Genomic DNA, 17,048 nt, shown 5'->3' on the forward strand with positions numbered 1-17,048 from the left:
GCGGGGCGCCGCGCCGGCCCCGCAGCGGCGCCCCGGCAACGGCGCCCGGGCGGCATGCGCGCCGCCCCCGCGATGCCGTGCCGCAGCCGGCCGGCTTGCGCGCCGCCCGCTCCCGGGGCGATAACCGCGGCGCAACGATCCCGGAGGATATGCGATGATCGGTCGTCTCAACCATGTCGCCATCGCGGTGCCCGATCTCGAGGCCGCGGCGGCGCAGTATCGCAGCGCGCTGGGCGCCCATGTCGGCGCGCCGCAGCCCGAACCCGATCACGGCGTCACGGTGATCTTCATCGAGCTGCCCAACACCAAGATCGAGCTGCTGCACCCGCTGGGCGAGGACAGCCCGATCAACGGCTTCCTCGAGAAGAACCCCGCCGGCGGCATCCACCATGTCTGCTACGAGGTCGAGGACATCCTGGCGGCGCGCGACCACCTGAAGGCGCAGGGCGCGCGGGTGCTGGGCTCGGGCGAGCCCAAGATCGGCGCCCATGGCAAGCCGGTGCTGTTCCTGCATCCGAAGGACTTCAACGGCTGCCTGGTCGAGCTCGAGGAGGTCTGAGGCAATGTCCATCGCCTCCGCCATCGTGCTCTACGCGGTGATCTGGTTCCTGACCTTCCTGGTCGTCATCCCGATCCGCCTGAAGACCCAGGGCGATCTCGGCAAGGTGGTGCCCGGCACCCATGCCGGGTCGCCCGAGATCCATTCGCTGGGTCGCAAGGCGCTGGTCACCACCGGGGTGACGACGGTGCTCTGGGCGGTGATCGCCGGGATCATCGTCTCGGGCTGGATCGGGGTGCGCGACATCGATATCTTCAACCGGATGGATCCCGCGCCCGCAGCGCGTGGAACAGATGGGTGAAGGTGGCTGCACCGAGGATCGGGATCAGCAGATTGACCAGCGGCAGGCTGAGCGGCAGCGCCATCAGCGTGCCGGCGGCCCAGATCGTCGCGGCGTGGCGGCGCCGCAGCCGCCGCGCCTCTTCGCGGCCCAGCCGCCGCGCCGCCGCCAAGGTGAAGTATTCCCGCCCCAGCAGGAAGCCGTTCACCGCCCAGAAGATCAGCGGCGCGAGCGGCGCGAACATCAGGTAGAGCACCAGGGCCGCCAGGTTGGCGCCGAGCAGCAGGCCGAGAAAGCCCAGCGTGTCGGCGACCATTTCCGGGAAGGGCTGGCGCCGCGCCGGCGGCAGGCCGGGATAGTGCCGGGTCTCCACCGCCTCGGCCACGGTGTCGAGGAAGATGCCGGTGATCGCCGAGGCCACCGGCACCATCAGCACCACCGACAGCAGCAGCATGGCCGGGATCAGCGACCAGCCGAGCGCCTCGTCGAGCCAGCCGACCTCGCCCAGCCAGGGCAGGGTGACGCTGTCCGGGGCGAGCCAGCCGACCCCGGCGATCAGCGCCCAGGAGAAGCCGGCCAGCAGCGCCACGCTGAGCCCCAGCCCGCGCCACAGCACGCCGCGGAAGCGGGCATCGGCGCCGAACTGCGCCAGCGCCCGCAGGAAGGCGCCGAGGATCATGCCTCGCGCCATTCGACGATGGCGGCGAGATCGGGGCGCGGGCGCTCGGGCGGGGCGGCGCGCGCGGTGCCGATATGGACGAAGCCCGCCACCCGCTCGCCGGGGGCGAGGCCCAGCGCCCGGGTGCCGAACGCGGCATCATGCGCCACCCAGCCGGTGAGCCAGTTGGCGCCCCAGCCGGCGGCGAGCGCCGCGTTGAGCAGGGCGAGGCAGGCGGCGCCGGCGGAATAGGTCTGCTCGATCGCCGGGATCTTGGCGCTGTCCTTGGGCGATTCGATCACCGCCACGCAGAGCGGGCTGTCGCGGAACTGCGCCTCGGCCTTGGCGGCGTCCTCCTCGCCGCGGCCGGCCTCCGCCGCGCATTCGCGCGCGGCGGCGGCCAGGCGGTCGAGCGCGGCGCGGCCCAGCACCACGAAGCGCCAGGGCTCGAGCTTGCCGTGATCGGGGGTGCGGGCGGCAGCGGTCAGCAGGCGCTCGAGCTCGGCGCGGTCGGGCACCGGCGCGGCCAGCAGCTTGGCCGGGCGCGAGCGCCGGGTGAGCAGGAAATCGAGGGCGGCATCGTTGCGGTCGGGCATCGCGAACACTCCGGAAGCAGGGGTCCGGGCCTGTCTCCGACAGCGCCCGGCCACTTGCAAGGCCGGGGCGCCGGTCGGGGGGCGGGAATGCGATTGCGGATCCCGCCCCGCCCGGTATAGGTTCGCCAAACGTTCGCAATCGACATTCCCGCGGCAACCCGGCAGACTCACCTTCATGGGGCAGGACGCAGTACAGGATCTCAGAACCTTCCTGAACGGGGACCGGTTCGGCTGCGTGATGGCCGACCCGCCCTGGCGCTTTGCCAACCGCACCGGCAAGGTGGCGCCCGAGCACAAGCGCCTGGCGCGCTACCCGACGATGACGCTCGAGGATATCTGCGCGCTGCCGGTGGCCGAGCATCTCGAGGACCGGGCGCATTGCTATCTCTGGGTGCCCAACGCGCTGCTGCCGGACGGGCTGGCGGTGCTGACCGCCTGGGGCTTCGAGTACAAGTCGAACATCGTCTGGCACAAGGTGCGCAAGGATGGCGGCTCGGACGGGCGCGGGGTGGGCTTCTACTTCCGCAACGTGACCGAGCTTTTGCTGTTCGGCACCCGCGGCAAGAACGCCCGGACCGAGGCCGCGGGCCGGCGCCAGGTCAACATGATCCAGACCCGCAAGCGCGAGCATTCGCGCAAGCCCGACGAGCAGTACCGGCTGATCGAGAGCTGCTCCTGGGGGCCCTATCTCGAGCTGTTCGGGCGCGGCGTGCGCGACGGCTGGACGGTCTGGGGCAACCAGGCCGACGCCGATTACAAGCCGTCCTGGAAGACCTACGTCTACAATTCCTCGCTGGCGGCGGAATAGCGGCCGGCCGGTCCGGGGACGACGGGGATTGAGGGGCGCTGCCCCTCTTGCCCGGCTCGGCCGGGCAATTCACCCCGGGATATTTTTGCTCAAAAGAAGCGGCGGGCGCGGACGCTAGCGGCTGAAGAGGTCGGGGGCCGGGCTCTGCGGGGCGGGGGGCGGGCCTTCGGTCAGGAGGCTGGCGGGCAGGCCGATCAGCAGCAGCGGGCAGGGATTGCCGACGCCGCGGGCCACGCGGTCGGCGAGCTTGCTCCAATGCGTCGTGGCGATGCCGTATTTCGAGGTCACGAAATTGCGCGCGAAGGCCTCCGGGAAGGACAGGCCGCGGGCCACCTGGCGGGCCACCGCGTCGCGCTGGGCGCGGGTGCGCTCGCCGATGCCGAGCCGGTCGAGATCGGCCTCCGAGGTCAGGCCCTGATCGGCCATCCAGGCGCTGAGCCGCGGCAGGAAGGCCTCCTGCATGGAGCTGCCCCGGGTCACCACGATGCCGACCGAGATCGCCGAGAGCGCATGCAGGCGCTGGAAGTTTTCCAGGTCGCGGTCGAAGAACGGATCCTTGTTGTTCCACTCGATTTCGCAGGCCAGCGTGCCGCGGGCGGCGAAGCGGACATGGTCGACCTCGTGGCTGATCGAATCGCGCAGGCGGCCGTCGACGGTGATCTGCACCGCGAAGGAATGCTTGCGCCATTCCGCGGCGGCCAGGGCGTGGCGCAGGCGCTGGGTCTGGCCGGCCTCGCCGCCGCCGCCGCCCGCCAGTTCGGTCAGGGTGATGCGGTGGGCGGCGAGGGCCGAGACCAGCTCGTCCAGCTCGGGCGCGAAATCCTGCGCCAGGATGGCGTCGGCATGGTTGCGGGTCAGGACGTCGAAGCCCGCCCGGCGCAGCCGGTCGAGCATCACTCCTCCGGCATCACCCGCAGCCGCAGCTCCATCAGCTGCTCCGGCGCGGGCTCCGACGGCGCGCCCATCATCAGGTCCTCGGCGCGCTGGTTCATCGGGAACATGATGACCTCGCGGATATTGGCCTCGTCGGCCAAGAGCATGACGATGCGGTCGATGCCCGCCGCGCAGCCGCCATGCGGCGGGGCGCCGAAGCGGAAGGCGTTGACCATGCCGCCGAAGCGCTTGCGCACCTCGTCCGCGCCGTAGCCGGCCAGTTCGAAGGCCTTGAACATGACGTCCGGGCGGTGGTTGCGGATGGCGCCCGAGACCAGCTCGTAGCCGTTGCAAGCGAGGTCGTACTGGTAGCCCTTGACCGCCAGCGGATCGCCTTGCAGCGCCTCCATGCCGCCCTGCGGCATCGAGAACGGGTTGTGCGAGAAGTCGACCGCGCCGGTCTCCTCGTCGGCCTCGTACATCGGGAAGTCGACGATCCAGGCAAAGGCGAAGCGGCCCTCGTCGGTCAGGCCGAGCTCCTCGCCGATGGTAACCCGGGCCTTGGCGGCGACGCGCTCGAAGCTCGCCGGCTTGCCGCCGAGGAAGAAGGCCGCGTCGCCGACGCCGAGCCCCAGTTGCTGGCGGATCGCCTCGGTGCGCTCGGGGCCGATGTTCTTGGCCAGCGGGCCGGCGGCCTCGGTCTCGCCACCCGCGTCGCGCCAGAAGATGTAGCCCATGCCCGGCAGGCCTTCCTTCTGGGCGAAGGCGTTCATGCGGTCGCAGAACTTGCGGCTGCCGCCCTTGGGGGCCGGGATGGCGCGGATCTCGGTGCCGTCCTGCTCCAGGAGCTTGGCGAAGATGGCGAAGCCCGAGCCGCGGAAATGCTCGGAGACGTCCTGCATCTCGATCGGGTTGCGGAGGTCGGGTTTGTCGGTGCCGTATTTCGCCAGCGCCTCGGCATAGGGGATCTGCGGCCAGCTCTCGGGGGCATCGACCTTCCGGCCGCCGCCGAACTCCTCGAACACGCCGGCCACGACGGGCGCGATGGTGTCGAAGACGTCCTGCTGCTCGACGAAGCTCATCTCCATGTCGAGCTGGTAGAAGTCGGTGGGCGAGCGGTCGGCGCGCGGATCCTCGTCGCGGAAGCAGGGGGCGATCTGGAAATACTTGTCGAAGCCCGACACCATGATCAGCTGCTTGAACTGCTGCGGCGCCTGCGGCAGGGCGTAGAACTTGCCCGGGTGCAGCCGCGACGGCACCAGGAAGTCGCGCGCGCCCTCCGGCGAGGAGGCGGTGATGATCGGCGTCTGGTATTCGCGGAACTTCTGGTCCCACATGCGCTGACGCAGGCTGCGCACCACGTCCGAGCGCAGGGTCATGTTGTGCTGCATCGCCTCGCGCCGCAGGTCGAGGTAGCGGTAGCGCAGGCGGGTTTCCTCGGGATAGTCCTGATCGCCGAAGACCTGCAGCGGCAGCTCCTCGGCGGCGCCCAGCACCTCGAGCCCGCGGGCATAGACCTCGATCGCGCCGGTCGGCAGCTTGGGGTTCACGAGGCTTTCGTCGCGCGCCTTGACCGAGCCGTCGATGCGCACGCACCATTCGGCGCGCAGCTTCTCGACCTGGGCGAAGACCGGGCTGTCGGGGTCGCAGATCACCTGGGTGATGCCGTAATGGTCGCGCAGGTCGATGAACAGCACGCCGCCATGGTCGCGGATGCGGTGGACCCAGCCGGCCAGGCGGACATCCTCGCCCACATGCTCCTTGCGAAGGTCGGCACAGGTCTGGCTGCGATAGGCGTGCATGGCGTCTTGGCCCCTTCGGATCTGCCGGAAATTCAGGCGGTGATACACAGGTCCCGGCCGGGGAAGTCAAGCGCGGGCCCCGGCGGATTTGGCCGCCGGGCGGAATCGTCCTAACATTTCCGTGTGGGTGGCGCCGCTTGGCGCCGCCGGGGGGTGAAAGACGGGAGGCGCCGATGTGGGAGAAGACGCTCGACCGGATGCTGGAGCGGCTGATCACCGAGGGCCGCCTGACGGTGATCTGGCCGGATGGCGACCGCCGCGAATACGGCCCGGGCGGCGCCGCGGCGCCGGTGGTGACGCTGGCCGATGCCGGCCTGTTCCGCCCGCTCTGCCTGACCCCGGTCCTGACCTTCGGCGAGGGCTACATGGAGGACCGCATCCGCGTCGAGGAGGACCGGATCTACGATCTGCTGGCCTTCCTGATCCGCAACCGCATGCAGGGCGAGGTGCCGGGCTGGGTGACGGCGATGGAGCGCGGGCGCAACGCGGTCAAGCGCTTCGTGCTGCGCAACACGCCGCTCAGCGCGCGCCGCAACGTGGCGCATCACTACGACATCTCGGACGATCTCTACCGCCTCTTCCTCGACGCGGACATGCAGTATTCCTGCGCCTATTTCGCCCGCCCCGACATGAGCCTCGAAGAGGCGCAGGCGGCCAAGAAGGCGCATATCGCGGCCAAGCTCAGGCTCGAGCCGGGGATGCGGGTGCTCGACATCGGCTGCGGCTGGGGCGGCATGGCGCTGACCCTGGCGCGCGATCACGGCGTCCACGTCACCGGGGTCACGCTGTCGGAGAACCAGCTCGCCACCGCGCAGGCGCGCGCCGCGGCGGCCGGGCTGGGGGCCAAGACCGAATTCCGCCTGCAGGATTACCGCGATGTCGCCGAGCGCTTCGACCGCATCGTCAGCGTCGGCATGCTGGAACATGTCGGCACGCCGCAATACCCGGTCTATTTCGACAAGGTGCACGACCTGCTCGACCCCGACGGGGTGGCGCTGATCCACACGATCGGGCTCACCGGGCCGCCCTCGCCGACCTCGCCCTGGATCGCCAAGTACATCTTTCCGGGCGGCTATTGCCCGGCCCTGTCGGAGCTGATGCCGGCGGTCGAGCGCTCGGGGCTCTGGACCTGCGACATCGAGGTGCTGCGCGGCCATTACGGGCCGACGCTGCGGCACTGGCGGGAGCGCTTCGAGGCCAATGCCGGGAAGGTCGCGGCCATGTACGACGCCCGCTTCGTGCGGATGTGGCGCTTCTACCTCGCCGCCTGCGAGGCCGCCTTCGAGGAGCAGACGCAGGGCGTGTTCCAGTTGCAGCTGGCGCGCCGGCAATACGCCGTGCCCACCACCCGCGACTACCTCTACCCGTCCGGCGCCGACCAGACCTGGCGGCACGCCGCGCAGTAGCGCCGCGTGGCGGTCAGCCGTTGTCGCGCAGGATGTGCCCGGCGAGGTAGAGCGAGCCGCAGATCAGCACCCGTGCCGCGGGGTCCTCGGCCCGGATGCGGTCCAGTGCCGCGCCGACGTCGGGGGCGGTGGCGGCGCGGTGGCCCGCGGCCCTGGCCGCCGCGGCGGTGTCCTCGGCCGACAGGGTCGCCGCCTCGCCCGGCACCGGCACCGCGGTCAGGCTGGCCGCATGGCGCGCCAGCGGGCGCAGGAAGCCGCCCACATCCTTGGTGTTGAGCATGCCGCAGATCAGGTGCGTGGGCCGCGCCGGCAGGTCGCCCAGATGCGCCGCCAGCGCCTCGCCCGCGGCCGGGTTGTGGCCGCCGTCGAGCCAGAGCTCGATGTCCGGCGCGGCCGCAACCAGCGGTCCGCGGCGCAGGCGTTGCATGCGCGCGGGCCATTCGGCGCGGGTCGCCGCGGCCTCGGCGGCGTCCTCGCCCGCGCCGAGATGGCGCAGGGCGGCCAGCGCCGCGCCGGCATTCTCGATCTGGTGGCGCCCCGGCAGGTTGGGCCGCGGCAGGTCGAGCAGCCCGGTCTCGTCCTCGTAGACCAGCCGGCCGTGTTCCTCGCGCACGTGCCAGTGCTGGCCGTGCGCCAGCAGCGGCGCGCCGAGCCGCGCGGCGCGGTCCTCGATCACCTCCAGCGCCGCCTCGGGCTGCGGGCCGACCACGCAGGGCACGCCGCGCTTCAGGATGCCGGCCTTCTCCCCGGCGATCGCGGCCAGCGTGTCGCCGAGATATTGCTGATGGTCGAGCGAGATCGGCGTCAGGATGGTCAGCGCCGGGCGCTCGACCACGTTGGTGGCGTCGAGCCGTCCGCCCAGCCCGGTCTCGAGCAGCGTGTACTCCGCCGCGCTGCGGGCGAAGGCCAGCAGCGCCGCGCAGGTGGTGATCTCGAAATAGGTGATCGCCTCCCCGCCATTGGCGGCCTCGCATTCGTCGAGCACCGCGGCCAGCGCGTCCTCGGAGATCAGCGTGCCGGCCAGCCGGATGCGCTCGTGGAAGCGGGCGAGATGCGGCGAGGTGTAGACGTGGACCCGGTGCCCCGCGCCCTCGAGCCCGGCGCGGATCATCGCCAGCGTCGAGCCCTTGCCGTTGGTGCCGGCGATGTGGACCACCGGCGGCAGCGCCCGCTCGGGATGGTCCAGCGCCGCCAGCAGCCGCTCCACCCGGTCGAGCGTCAGGTCGATGATCTTCGGGTGCAGCGCCATCATCCGCGCGAGGATGCGGTCCGAGGCGGGCGCCGCCAGATCCGCGGTCACTTCGCCGGGCCCTTCTCGGCCGGGGCCTTGGCTTGCGCCGCCGCGGGCTCCGCCGCCTCGGGGGTCAGGGTCTCGGGAGCCGGCAATTCGCCCCAGACCGGGGGCTCCATCCCCATCAGCATGCGCAGCATCACGATCAGCTCGTCGCGCAGCTTGCGGCGGTCGGTGACCCGGTCAAGCATGCCGTGCTCGAGCAGGTACTCGGCGCGCTGGAAGCCCTCGGGCAGGGTCTCGCGGATCGTCTGCTCGATCACCCGCGGGCCGGCAAAGCAGATCAGCGCCCCGGGCTCGGCGATCTGGATGTCGCCCAGCATGGCGTAAGAGGCGGTGACGCCGCCGGTGGTCGGATGGGTGAGCACCACCACGTAGGGCAGCCCGGCCTCGCGCAGCATCTGCACCGCGACGGTGGTGCGCGGCATCTGCATCAGGCTCAGGATGCCCTCCTGCATGCGCGCGCCGCCGGCGGCGGAGAACAGCACCAGCGGCCGCTTCAGCTTCACCGCCTCCTCGGCCGCCTTAATGATGGCGTTGCCCACGAACATCCCCATGGAGCCGCCCATGAAGGAGAAGTCCTGCGCCGCGGCGACGATCGGGGTGCGGCCGATCTCGCCCTTGGCGACCAGCATCGCCTCCTTCTCGCCGGTGGCCTTCTGGGCCGCCTTCATGCGGTCGGGATAGCGCTTCTGGTCGCGGAACTGCAGCGGGTCGGCGACCGGTTCGGGCACCGCGATCTCGGCGAAGGCGCCGCCGTCGAACAGCGCCGTGAAGCGCTGCCGCGGGGTGATCGACATGTGGTGCCCGCAATTGGTGCAGACGTTCAGGTTGTCCGCCAGCTCGCGGTGGAACAGCATCGTTCCGCAGGACTCGCACTTGGTCCAGAGATTGTCCGGCACCTCGCGCCGCGAGAAGATCGAGTTGATCCGCGGGCGGACATAGTTGGTGATCCAGTTCATCTGCGCATCCCGCTTCGGCCCTCGGTGGCCGGGACTTAATGCCGCGTCTGGCGATTTGCAATCGGCCCGGGGCGGGGGCGTCCACCGCCGCGCGGGGCCGCCTCAGGCCCGCAGCGCCACCCGCGCGGCGAGCCAGCTGACCCCCAGCACGGCGTAGTCGAGCGGCAGGGCGCGGGCGATCTCGGCGGCGTCGGCGGCGCCGAACGGATAGACGTAGAGCGCCAGCCCCGACATCGTGCCGTCGAGACCCACCACCAGTAGCACCACGGCGTTGTTGGCGAAATGTAGCGCCATGGCCGGGCCCAGCGTGCCGGCCCGCGCCGTCAGGTCGGCCGCCGCCAGGCCGAACAATCCGGCCCAGCCCGCCACCAGCCAGGCATTCTCGCCGAAGGTGGCGGCGTAATGGCCGAGCGCGAAGATCAGCGAGGGCAGCCCCATCCAGAGCAGCGGGCTGCGGAACCGCGCGGCAAGCTGGCTTTGCAGGTAGCCGCGGAAGAACAGCTCCTCGCTGCCGGTCTGCACCAGCACCGCCAGCGCCGAGAGCGGCAGCAGCGCCAGCCAGGTGGCGGGCGCCATGTTCAGGCTCAGCCCCTCGGCGCCAAGGCCGAGCACCGCAAGCAGGATGGCGTCGAGCAGCGCGATGGCGCCCAGCACCCTCAGCCCCTGCCGGAGCGCCGCGGGATGCGGGCCGAACAGGCTGCGCGCCGGGCGGGCATGCAGGAGCCGCGCCGCCAGCAGGGCGCCCAGACCCAGCGCGCCCATGGCCAGCAGCATGGTCAGCATCGCCGGCGCGGTGTCGGCCCGCGCCAGGTCGCGGAGGAACCGGTCGAGCCCCTCGGCCGGCAGCAGCGTCGCCGCCGCGGCGATCACCGTCTGGCCCACCGTCAGGGTGACGGCGATCACCAGCAGCACCCCGGCGGCGAGCCGCCACAGCGCCGGCCGGCGCCGGGCCGGGGCGACCATCGCCTCGTGCGCCGCGTAGCTCATGCGCGGCGTCCTGCGGCAGGGCGGCGACCGGGGGTGCGGCGGGGGCGGACGGGATCTGGCATGCGGGTCCTCTGGTCGGGATCGGGCGGGGTCGTGCGGGTCCGGCGGGCGGCCGGGCATGAAGCTTGTATGGCCGGATGCGCTTCGCTATTCGATGGAAAACGTTTCTCCCGCGAGGTTTCCATGCTCAAGCGCCCCTTCGACAAGACGAAGCTGCCCAGCCGCCACGTGACCGAAGGGCCCGCCCGCGCGCCGCATCGCTCCTACTATTATGCGATGGGCATGACCGAGGAGGAAATCCACCAGCCGCTGGTCGGCGTCGCCACCTGCTGGAACGAGGCCGCGCCCTGCAACATCGCGCTCAGCCGTCAGGCGCAGGCGGTGAAGATGGGCGTCAAGCAGGGCTTCGGCACGCCGCGCGAATTCACCACCATCACCGTCACCGACGGCATCGCCATGGGCCATGAGGGCATGCGCTCCTCCCTCGCCTCCCGCGAGGCCATCGCCGACACTGTCGAGCTGACCATGCGCGGGCATTGCTACGACGCGCTGGTGGGCCTGGCCGGCTGCGACAAGTCGCTTCCCGGGATGATGATGGCCATGGTGCGGCTGAACGTGCCCTCGGTGTTCATCTACGGCGGCTCGATCCTGCCGGGCCGGGCGCCCGCGCACAAGGAGATCCCCGAAGACTTCGCCGCCCGCGACCTGACCGTGCAGGACATGTTCGAGGCGGTGGGCCGGCACCAGTCCGGCACGCTCTCGGACAAGGCGCTCGACGTGCTCGAGCGCGTCGCCTGCCCCTCGGCCGGGGCCTGCGGCGGCCAGTTCACCGCCAACACCATGGCCTGCGTCTCCGAGGCCATCGGCCTCGCGCTCTTCAACTCGTCGGGCGCCCCCGCCCCCTACGAGAGCCGCGACCAGTACGGCGAGGCCTCGGGCCGCGCGGTGATGGACCTGATCGAGAACAACATCCGCGCCCGCGACGTCGTCACCCGCAAGGCGCTGGAGAACGCCGCCCGCGTCGTCGCCTGCACCGGCGGGTCGACCAATGCCGGCCTGCACCTGCCGGCCATCGCCCACGAGGCCGGGATCGAGTTCTACCTCGAGGATGTCTGCGACATCTTCCGCGACACGCCGTACTTCGTCGACCTGAAGCCGGGCGGGCAATTCGTTGCCAAGGACCTCTACGAGGCCGGCGGCCTGCCGGTGGTGATGAAGGAGCTGCGCAAGGCGGGCCTGATCCACGAGGATTGCCTGACCGCCTCCGGCCGCTCCATCGGCGAGGAGCTCGACCGGGTCGAGCGCGAGGCCGACGGAAAGGTCATCCACGCCATCTCCGACCCGATCACCAAGACCGGCGGCGTCGTCGGCCTGAAGGGCAACCTCGCCCCCGAGGGCGCCATCGTGAAGGTCGCCGGCATGTCCGCCGAGGAGCAGGTCTTCACCGGCCCGGCGCGGGTCTTCGAGTCCGAGGAGGAGGCCTTCGAGGCGGTCAAGGCGCGCTCCTACAAGGAGGGCGAGGTCATCGTGATCCGCAACGAGGGCCCCGCCGGCGGCCCCGGCATGCGGGAGATGCTGGCCACCACGGCGGCGCTGTCGGGCCAGGGCATGGGCAAGAAGGTGGCGTTGATCACCGATGGCCGGTTCTCCGGCGCGACGCGCGGCTTCTGCGTCGGCCATGTCGGCCCCGAGGCGGCGCAGGGCGGCCCGATCGCGCTGCTGCAGAACGGCGACATGATCACCATCGATGCGGTGAAGGGCGCGATCAGCGTCGATCTGAGCGACGACGAGCTGGCCGAGCGCCGCGCCGCCTGGAGCGGGCCGCGGCCGACCAACTACGCTTCGGGCGCGGTGTGGAAGTTCGCCAAGCTGGTGGGCCCGACCTACAAGGGCGCGGTGACCCATCCCGGCGCCGAGGCCGAAACCCACGTCTACATGGATTTGTGATGCGTCGCGCGCTCGCCTCTGCCGTTCTCCTGGCCCTCGTCCTGGCGGGCTGCGCGACCGGACCGGACGGGCGGGCGCGCGCTTTCCTCGACGGCTTCACCACGCCGGGCTCGGAGGGCGGCGCCTCGGCGCTGGCCAAGCCCGACAGCGACCTGCCGCCGATCCGCCGCGCCGCGCTGGCCGGCGGCGAGGTGGTGGTGGCGGGGCCGGACGGCTATTGCATCGATCCGGTCACCTTGAAGGGCACGGCGCGCGAGGGCGTGGTGATCCTCGCCAGCTGCCGCATCCTGAGCGGCGGCCGCACCGGGCCTGAGGTCGCGCCGGCGCTGATCACCGTCACCGTGGGCGCCCGCGAACCGGCCCCGGTGCTGCCCGACCCGCCGACGCTGGCCGGCATTGCCGGGGCGCCGCTGGCCAGCGGCGAGACCCGCGGCGGGTTCAGCCTGGCGCAGATCTCCGAAGGCGGCGGGCGCTTCTTCGAGGGCTCCGACGGGCGCTACTGGCGCGGCGCCTTCGTGCTGCGCTCGCGGCTGGTGGCGCTGGCGCTCTACGCGCCCGCGGGCTCGCCGCTGGCCGCCGGCCGGCGCGGCGCCGAACTGCTTGACCAAGTCCAACGGGCGATCCGCGCCGCGAGCCCCGGTGCGCCGCTCAGCGGGCGCCCGGCGGGCACCTCGCGCGGATGACACCGGCAGCGACGCCGGGCAGGCGCGACGGCCCGGCCCGGCCCGGGCGTCTCCTGCGGTGGGCGCGGCGCTGGACCGAGCCGCCGGGGCGCCGGGCCGAACGGGTTTGGCGCGACCGCGCCGCGGCGGCCGCGACCTGCCCGCTTTCCGAGCTGGACGCGCAGCGCGCCGAGGCGCGGCGCCTCCGCGCCGAACTCGACCGCTTCCTGCACCGCGCCGCGGCCCGGCTGGCCGGCAGCGACCGCCCCGCGCCGCCGCATCCGCACGCGGCCGACTGGGTGTGGCGCCCGGATGTCTGGGCCGCGCCTGATGCCGTGGCCGGGGCCGCCGGGGTGGCCTCCGGACATGTCGTGGCGCCGAGCCTGCGGCTCTTCCACGACTGCCCGCTGGCCGAGGTGACCATCCGCCAATGCCCGGCCGCCCCGGACGCAGGCGGGGACGCCGGACGCGGTGCCGCCCGCGGCCTCGCCCTCGACGTGCTGGGCTTCGAGGGCAGCTACCTGTCGCTGGCGCTCGACCTGCCGGCGGAGGCGGTGCGCGGGCTGGCAGGGCGCCACCTGATCCGGCTCACCCTGGCGCGCGAGGCCGAGGCGCCGGTCGGGCTTCGCGCCCGGCTCAACCTGCGGCACGGCCCGAATGTCGCGCAGATCCTCTGCGAGGTGCCGACCGGCGGGGCGGAGGCGATGGTGGAATTCGACCTCGCCCATGCCGGCCTCGGCGAACGAGGGGTGGAGGCGGTCTGGCTCGACCTGCTCCTGGAGGGCGTGGCGATGAACCGGGTGACGATCGGCGACCTGGTGCTCTGCCGGCTGCCGCGGGCGGAATTCTGAGGACATTTCCGAGCGGCGGGGAGGCGATGGCGCAGTACCGAGTGATCAAGACCGGCTTCTCGGACGGCATCTGGCGCGGCCGGCTGGAGGCCGAGGGCCGGGCCGGGGCGGCGCCCGAGATCGTCGTGACCCGGGACGGCCGGGCCGTGCCGGGCCTGCGGCTGGCCGAGACCGCGGCGCCGGGCGCCTGGACGCTGGAGATTCCGGTCCCGGCCGCGGCGCTGTGCGACGGGGTGCAGAGTTTCGTGATCGCCCTGGCCGGCGAGGCGGCGCCGCTGGCCAGCTTTTCGGTGATCGCGGGGGATGCCGCCGAGGCCGATCTGCGCGCCGAGATCGCCCTGCTGCGCGCCGAGCTCGACCTGGTGAAGCGCGCCCTGCGCCGCCTCGCGGCACGGCAGCCGGGCCCCGCGGGCAACGCCGCGGACTGAGCGCGCCGCCGCGGGCGGACGCCGCGCCGCGGCGGCGGGGCCGTCGTGGGCGCCCCGGGGGGGCCGGCGCGACCGCCCGCGGCGCGGCGCCGGATGCGGGGGCCGGGGTCGGGCCGGGGGCGAGGCTCCCGTTGCCGGAAGACCGGGCTTGCAGCCCGCGCGGGTCGGCCTGCGTTGACCATCCCGCCGCGGCGCGACAGGGTCGCGGCGAACCCGAAAGGTCCCGAATGTCTGCGTTGCGCGGAATTGCTCTGAAGCTCGCCTCCGTGGCGCTCTTCGTCGTCATGTCGGCGATGATCAAGGCCACCGCCGCGGAGGTGCCGCCGGGCCAGGCGGTGTTCTTCCGCTCGCTCCTGGCGATGCCGGTGATCCTGGTCTGGCTGACCGGGCGGCGGGCCCTGCGCACCGGGCTGAAGACCCGCGACCCGCTGGGCCATCTCTGGCGCGGGCTGATCGGGGTCTCGGCGATGGGCTGCACCTTCGCCGGGCTGGGCCTGCTGCCGCTGCCCGAGGTCACCGCCATCGGCTTCGCCGCGCCGCTCCTCACCGTGCTGTTCGGCGCCGCCCTGCTGGGCGAGCGGTTGCGCGCCTTCCGGATGACCGCGGTCGTGGCGGGGCTGGTGGGGGTGCTGATCATCCTCTGGCCGCGGCTGGCGCTCGAGTCGGGCGACGAGGCCGCGACGCTCGGCGTCGGCGTGGTGCTGGCGGCCTGCGTGTTCCGCGCGCTGGCGCAGATCCAGACCCGGCGGCTGGTGGCGCACGAGGACACCGCCGCCATCGTCTTCTACTTCTCGCTGACCTCGACGCTGCTGTCGCTGCTCACCCTGCCGCTGGGCTGGGTCCGGCCGGCGCCGGACACCGTGCTGCTGCTCTGCGCTGCGGGGCTCCTGGGCGGGCTGGCGCAGATCCTCATCACCTCGGCCTACCGCCATGCCGAGGCGGGGCTGCTGGCGCCCTTCGACTATGCCTCGATGCTGTTCGCGCTGGTGATCGGCTACGCCGTCTTCGGCGAGGTGCCGACGGTCTGGATGCTGTCCGGCGCCGGCATCGTGATCGCCGCCGGCTGCCTGATCATCTGGCGCGAGCGCCAGCTCGGGCTGCAGCGCGGCCGGGCCCGGCCGGGGATGACGCCGCAGGGGTGAGGCGGTGCCGCGCCGCGCGCCGCGCCGGGGGCGCTGCCCCCGGACCCCCGGGATATTTCTGCTCAGAAGAAGTTGGGGGCGGCGCTGGCGCCGGGGGCGCCGGTCACGGGCGCGCGGCCGGGGCGGGGCTCAGATCAGGCCGCGCTCGCGGAACAGGGCCGAGAGATCGGCCTCGGGGCGCGGGCCGAGATGCGAGATCACCTCGCCGGCGGCGGCATGGCCCATGCGCGCCGCGGCCGCCATGTCGGCGCCGGTGGCGAGCCCGTAGAGGAAGCCCGCGGCGAACTGGTCGCCGGCCCCGGTGGCGTCGACCGGCGTCACCTTCTCGACCGGGACGTCGGTGCGGACGCCGTCGCGGATCACCGTGACGCCGTCGCCGGACCGGGTGCAGATCACCAGCGGGCAGATCGCCGCGACCGCGGCCAGGTCGGCGTCGAGATCGTCGTTGCGGTAGAGCGCGCGGATCTCGGCCTCGTTGCCGATGACGTAATCCATCTCGTGCTCGATCAGGGCGAGGAAATCGTCGCGGTGGCGCTCGACGCAGAACGGGTCGGAGATCGCGATGCCGGCCCGGCCGCCGCCGCCGCGGCAAGCCCGGGCGAGCCGGGTGAAGGCCTCCTTGCCCTTGTCCTTGTCGAACAGGTAGCCCTCGAGAAAGACCAGTTCGGCCTCGCGCGCCACGGTCTCGTCGACGTCGTCGGGGCCGAGCTCGGCGGAGATGCCGAGATAGGTGTTCATCGACCGCTCGCCGTCGGGGCTGACGAAGATCATCGAGCGCGAGGTCGGCAGCTCGCCGCCGGCGGCCGGGGCGTTGACGAAGCGGGTGCCGGCCTCCTCCATCGCGGCGGCGTAGAAGCGGCCCAGGGGATCGTCGTTGACGCGCCCGATGAAGGCCGTGCGGAGGCCGAGATTGCCGAGACCGGCGAGGCTGTTGGCGACCGACCCGCCGGGCGCCTCGAGGCGGTCCTGCATGGCGGCGTAGAGCGATTCCGCGCGGTCGCGCTCCACCAGCTGCATGATCCCCTTCTCGATCTCCATGCGGGACAGGAAGGCATCGTCGCAGCGCGCGATGACATCGACGATGGCGTTGCCGATGCCGACGATCTGGTAGGTCTTCATGCGGTCTTTTCCTCGAAGGGACAGAGGTCACGGATCAGGCAGGCCGGGCATTTCGGCTTGCGGGCGACGCAGGTGTAGCGGCCGTGCAGGATCAGCCAGTGATGGGCGTGGCGCAGGAAGTCCACCGGCACGTTGTCCTCGATGGCGCGCTCCACCGCGACGACGTCGCGGCCCGGCGCGATGCCGGTGCGGTTGGCGACGCGGAAGATATGCGTGTCGACGGCCTGGGCGGGAAACCCCCACCACATGTTCAGCACCACGTTGGCGGTCTTGCGCCCGACCCCGGGCAGGGCCTGCAGCGCGGCGCGCGAGCAGGGCACCTCGCCGCCATGCTGCTCGACCAGGATGCGGCTGAGCTTGATGACGTTCTTGGCCTTGTTTCGGTACAGGCCGATGGTGCGGATATGCGCGACCAGCCCCTCCTCGCCGAGCGCCAGCATCTTCTCGGGCGTGTCGGCGATCTCGAAGAGCTTGGCTGTGGCCTTGTTGACCCCGGCATCGGTGGCCTGGGCCGATAGCGCCACCGCCACCACCAGGGTGAAGGCGTTGACATGCTCGAGCTCGCCGCGGGGCTCCGGCTCGGCCTCGCGGAAGCGGGTGAAGATCGCCCTCAGGGCGTGGTAATCGAGCTGGCTGGCCATCGGCCCGATGTATGGCCGAGGGCCGCTGGATGCGCA

18 protein-coding genes are annotated in these 17,048 nt (G+C 72.2%); 9 read left to right on the plus strand and 9 right to left on the minus strand.

Annotation, left to right across the window (positions count from 1 at the left end):
* Positions 1–154: 154 nt before the first annotated feature.
* Both mce and ACXYMW_RS14090 read left to right on the plus strand, forming a co-directional pair.
* The gene (gene mce / locus ACXYMW_RS14085; RefSeq protein ID WP_459035962.1) at positions 155–559 is read left to right on the plus strand and encodes a methylmalonyl-CoA epimerase; all 405 of its coding nucleotides are present in this window, start codon (positions 155–157) and stop codon (positions 557–559) included.
* 4 nt (positions 560–563) lie between these two features.
* Positions 564–860 (plus strand): DUF1467 family protein, encoded by a 297-nt coding sequence (locus tag ACXYMW_RS14090; protein WP_459035963.1) that lies wholly within the window; start codon positions 564–566, stop codon positions 858–860.
* Here the strand turns inward: ACXYMW_RS14090 and ACXYMW_RS14095 are convergent.
* Positions 814–1,518: an EI24 domain-containing protein gene (locus tag ACXYMW_RS14095; protein WP_459035964.1), complete on the minus strand. Its 705-nt coding sequence runs from the start codon at positions 1,516–1,518 to the stop codon at positions 814–816. The two genes, ACXYMW_RS14090 and ACXYMW_RS14095, sit on opposite strands and share 47 nt — an antisense overlap.
* Positions 1,515–2,093, minus strand: a complete 579-nt coding sequence (locus ACXYMW_RS14100) for a nitroreductase family protein (RefSeq protein ID WP_459035965.1) — start codon at positions 2,091–2,093, stop codon at positions 1,515–1,517. The genes ACXYMW_RS14095 and ACXYMW_RS14100 overlap by 4 nt, the downstream gene beginning before the upstream one ends.
* A 175-nt stretch (positions 2,094–2,268) precedes the next feature.
* Here ACXYMW_RS14100 and ACXYMW_RS14105 point away from each other — a divergent pair, with 175 nt between their 5' ends.
* Positions 2,269–2,901, plus strand: coding sequence for an MT-A70 family methyltransferase (locus tag ACXYMW_RS14105; RefSeq protein WP_459035966.1), 633 nt, complete (start codon positions 2,269–2,271; stop codon positions 2,899–2,901).
* A gap of 114 nt (positions 2,902–3,015) precedes the next feature.
* On the opposite strand, the gene ACXYMW_RS14110 is transcribed toward ACXYMW_RS14105, so the two are convergent.
* Complete coding sequence (locus tag ACXYMW_RS14110; RefSeq protein ID WP_459035967.1) at positions 3,016–3,795, minus strand: BglII/BstYI family type II restriction endonuclease; 780 nt, start codon at positions 3,793–3,795, stop codon at positions 3,016–3,018.
* Entirely contained in the window at positions 3,795–5,576 is a 1,782-nt protein-coding gene (gene aspS / locus ACXYMW_RS14115) for an aspartate--tRNA ligase (RefSeq protein WP_459035968.1), read from the minus strand. Before aspS ends, ACXYMW_RS14110 begins: the two co-directional genes overlap by 1 nt.
* A 173-nt stretch (positions 5,577–5,749) precedes the next feature.
* On the opposite strand from aspS, the gene ACXYMW_RS14120 reads away from it, so the two are divergent.
* Positions 5,750–6,982 (plus strand): class I SAM-dependent methyltransferase, encoded by a 1,233-nt coding sequence (locus tag ACXYMW_RS14120; RefSeq protein WP_459035969.1) that lies wholly within the window; start codon positions 5,750–5,752, stop codon positions 6,980–6,982.
* Positions 6,983–6,995: 13 nt separating this feature from the next.
* On the opposite strand, the gene ACXYMW_RS14125 is transcribed toward ACXYMW_RS14120, so the two are convergent.
* From ACXYMW_RS14125 to ACXYMW_RS14135, 3 genes are all read right to left on the minus strand, one after another.
* Positions 6,996–8,270, minus strand: a complete 1,275-nt coding sequence (locus tag ACXYMW_RS14125; protein WP_459036017.1) for a bifunctional folylpolyglutamate synthase/dihydrofolate synthase — start codon at positions 8,268–8,270, stop codon at positions 6,996–6,998.
* Between the two features lie 8 nt (positions 8,271–8,278).
* On the minus strand, positions 8,279–9,235 hold the full coding sequence (accD, locus tag ACXYMW_RS14130) for an acetyl-CoA carboxylase, carboxyltransferase subunit beta (RefSeq protein ID WP_459035970.1): 957 nt from the start codon (positions 9,233–9,235) through the stop codon (positions 8,279–8,281).
* A 102-nt stretch (positions 9,236–9,337) separates the two neighbouring features.
* Positions 9,338–10,222: a CPBP family intramembrane glutamic endopeptidase gene (locus ACXYMW_RS14135; protein WP_459035971.1), complete on the minus strand. Its 885-nt coding sequence runs from the start codon at positions 10,220–10,222 to the stop codon at positions 9,338–9,340.
* A 183-nt stretch (positions 10,223–10,405) separates the two neighbouring features.
* Here ACXYMW_RS14135 and ilvD point away from each other — a divergent pair, with 183 nt between their 5' ends.
* From ilvD to ACXYMW_RS14160, 5 genes are all read left to right on the plus strand, one after another.
* Complete coding sequence (gene ilvD, locus ACXYMW_RS14140) at positions 10,406–12,169, plus strand: dihydroxy-acid dehydratase (RefSeq protein ID WP_459035972.1); 1,764 nt, start codon at positions 10,406–10,408, stop codon at positions 12,167–12,169.
* The gene (locus tag ACXYMW_RS14145) at positions 12,169–12,852 is read left to right on the plus strand and encodes a dihydroxy-acid dehydratase (protein WP_459035973.1); all 684 of its coding nucleotides are present in this window, start codon (positions 12,169–12,171) and stop codon (positions 12,850–12,852) included. The genes ilvD and ACXYMW_RS14145 overlap by 1 nt, the downstream gene beginning before the upstream one ends.
* Entirely contained in the window at positions 12,849–13,682 is an 834-nt protein-coding gene (locus tag ACXYMW_RS14150; protein WP_459035974.1) for a DUF6478 family protein, read from the plus strand. The genes ACXYMW_RS14145 and ACXYMW_RS14150 overlap by 4 nt, the downstream gene beginning before the upstream one ends.
* Positions 13,683–13,708: 26 nt before the next feature.
* A complete protein-coding gene (locus ACXYMW_RS14155; RefSeq protein WP_459035975.1) occupies positions 13,709–14,110 on the plus strand; it encodes a hypothetical protein in 402 nt (133 codons plus the stop codon).
* Between the two features lie 227 nt (positions 14,111–14,337).
* Positions 14,338–15,252, plus strand: coding sequence for a DMT family transporter (locus ACXYMW_RS14160; RefSeq protein WP_459035976.1), 915 nt, complete (start codon positions 14,338–14,340; stop codon positions 15,250–15,252).
* Between the two features lie 129 nt (positions 15,253–15,381).
* Here the strand turns inward: ACXYMW_RS14160 and ACXYMW_RS14165 are convergent, their stop codons facing one another.
* Both ACXYMW_RS14165 and nth read right to left on the minus strand, forming a co-directional pair.
* The gene (locus ACXYMW_RS14165) at positions 15,382–16,371 is read right to left on the minus strand and encodes an adenosine kinase (protein WP_459035977.1); all 990 of its coding nucleotides are present in this window, start codon (positions 16,369–16,371) and stop codon (positions 15,382–15,384) included.
* Entirely contained in the window at positions 16,368–17,012 is a 645-nt protein-coding gene (nth, locus tag ACXYMW_RS14170) for an endonuclease III (protein ID WP_459035978.1), read from the minus strand. The genes ACXYMW_RS14165 and nth overlap by 4 nt, the downstream gene beginning before the upstream one ends.
* Between the last annotated feature and the right edge of the window lie 36 nt (positions 17,013–17,048).

This window comes from Roseivivax sp. CAU 1761, assembly GCF_054482755.1.

Coding starts and splice junctions, on each gene's coding strand:
- accD (WP_459035970.1), bottom strand. CDS start 9,235: ATGAACTGGATCACCAACTATGTCCGCCCGCGGATCAACTCGATCTTC.
- ACXYMW_RS14120 (WP_459035969.1), top strand. CDS start 5,750: ATGTGGGAGAAGACGCTCGACCGGATGCTGGAGCGGCTGATCACCGAG.
- ACXYMW_RS14110 (WP_459035967.1), bottom strand. CDS start 3,795: ATGCTCGACCGGCTGCGCCGGGCGGGCTTCGACGTCCTGACCCGCAAC.
- mce (WP_459035962.1), top strand. CDS start 155: ATGATCGGTCGTCTCAACCATGTCGCCATCGCGGTGCCCGATCTCGAG.
- ACXYMW_RS14135 (WP_459035971.1), bottom strand. CDS start 10,222: ATGAGCTACGCGGCGCACGAGGCGATGGTCGCCCCGGCCCGGCGCCGG.
- ACXYMW_RS14150 (WP_459035974.1), top strand. CDS start 12,849: ATGACACCGGCAGCGACGCCGGGCAGGCGCGACGGCCCGGCCCGGCCC.
- ACXYMW_RS14145 (WP_459035973.1), top strand. CDS start 12,169: ATGCGTCGCGCGCTCGCCTCTGCCGTTCTCCTGGCCCTCGTCCTGGCG.
- aspS (WP_459035968.1), bottom strand. CDS start 5,576: ATGCACGCCTATCGCAGCCAGACCTGTGCCGACCTTCGCAAGGAGCAT.
- ACXYMW_RS14155 (WP_459035975.1), top strand. CDS start 13,709: ATGGCGCAGTACCGAGTGATCAAGACCGGCTTCTCGGACGGCATCTGG.
- ACXYMW_RS14095 (WP_459035964.1), bottom strand. CDS start 1,518: ATGATCCTCGGCGCCTTCCTGCGGGCGCTGGCGCAGTTCGGCGCCGAT.
- ilvD (WP_459035972.1), top strand. CDS start 10,406: ATGCTCAAGCGCCCCTTCGACAAGACGAAGCTGCCCAGCCGCCACGTG.
- ACXYMW_RS14090 (WP_459035963.1), top strand. CDS start 564: ATGTCCATCGCCTCCGCCATCGTGCTCTACGCGGTGATCTGGTTCCTG.
- nth (WP_459035978.1), bottom strand. CDS start 17,012: ATGGCCAGCCAGCTCGATTACCACGCCCTGAGGGCGATCTTCACCCGC.
- ACXYMW_RS14100 (WP_459035965.1), bottom strand. CDS start 2,093: ATGCCCGACCGCAACGATGCCGCCCTCGATTTCCTGCTCACCCGGCGC.
- ACXYMW_RS14160 (WP_459035976.1), top strand. CDS start 14,338: ATGTCTGCGTTGCGCGGAATTGCTCTGAAGCTCGCCTCCGTGGCGCTC.
- ACXYMW_RS14165 (WP_459035977.1), bottom strand. CDS start 16,371: ATGAAGACCTACCAGATCGTCGGCATCGGCAACGCCATCGTCGATGTC.
- ACXYMW_RS14105 (WP_459035966.1), top strand. CDS start 2,269: ATGGGGCAGGACGCAGTACAGGATCTCAGAACCTTCCTGAACGGGGAC.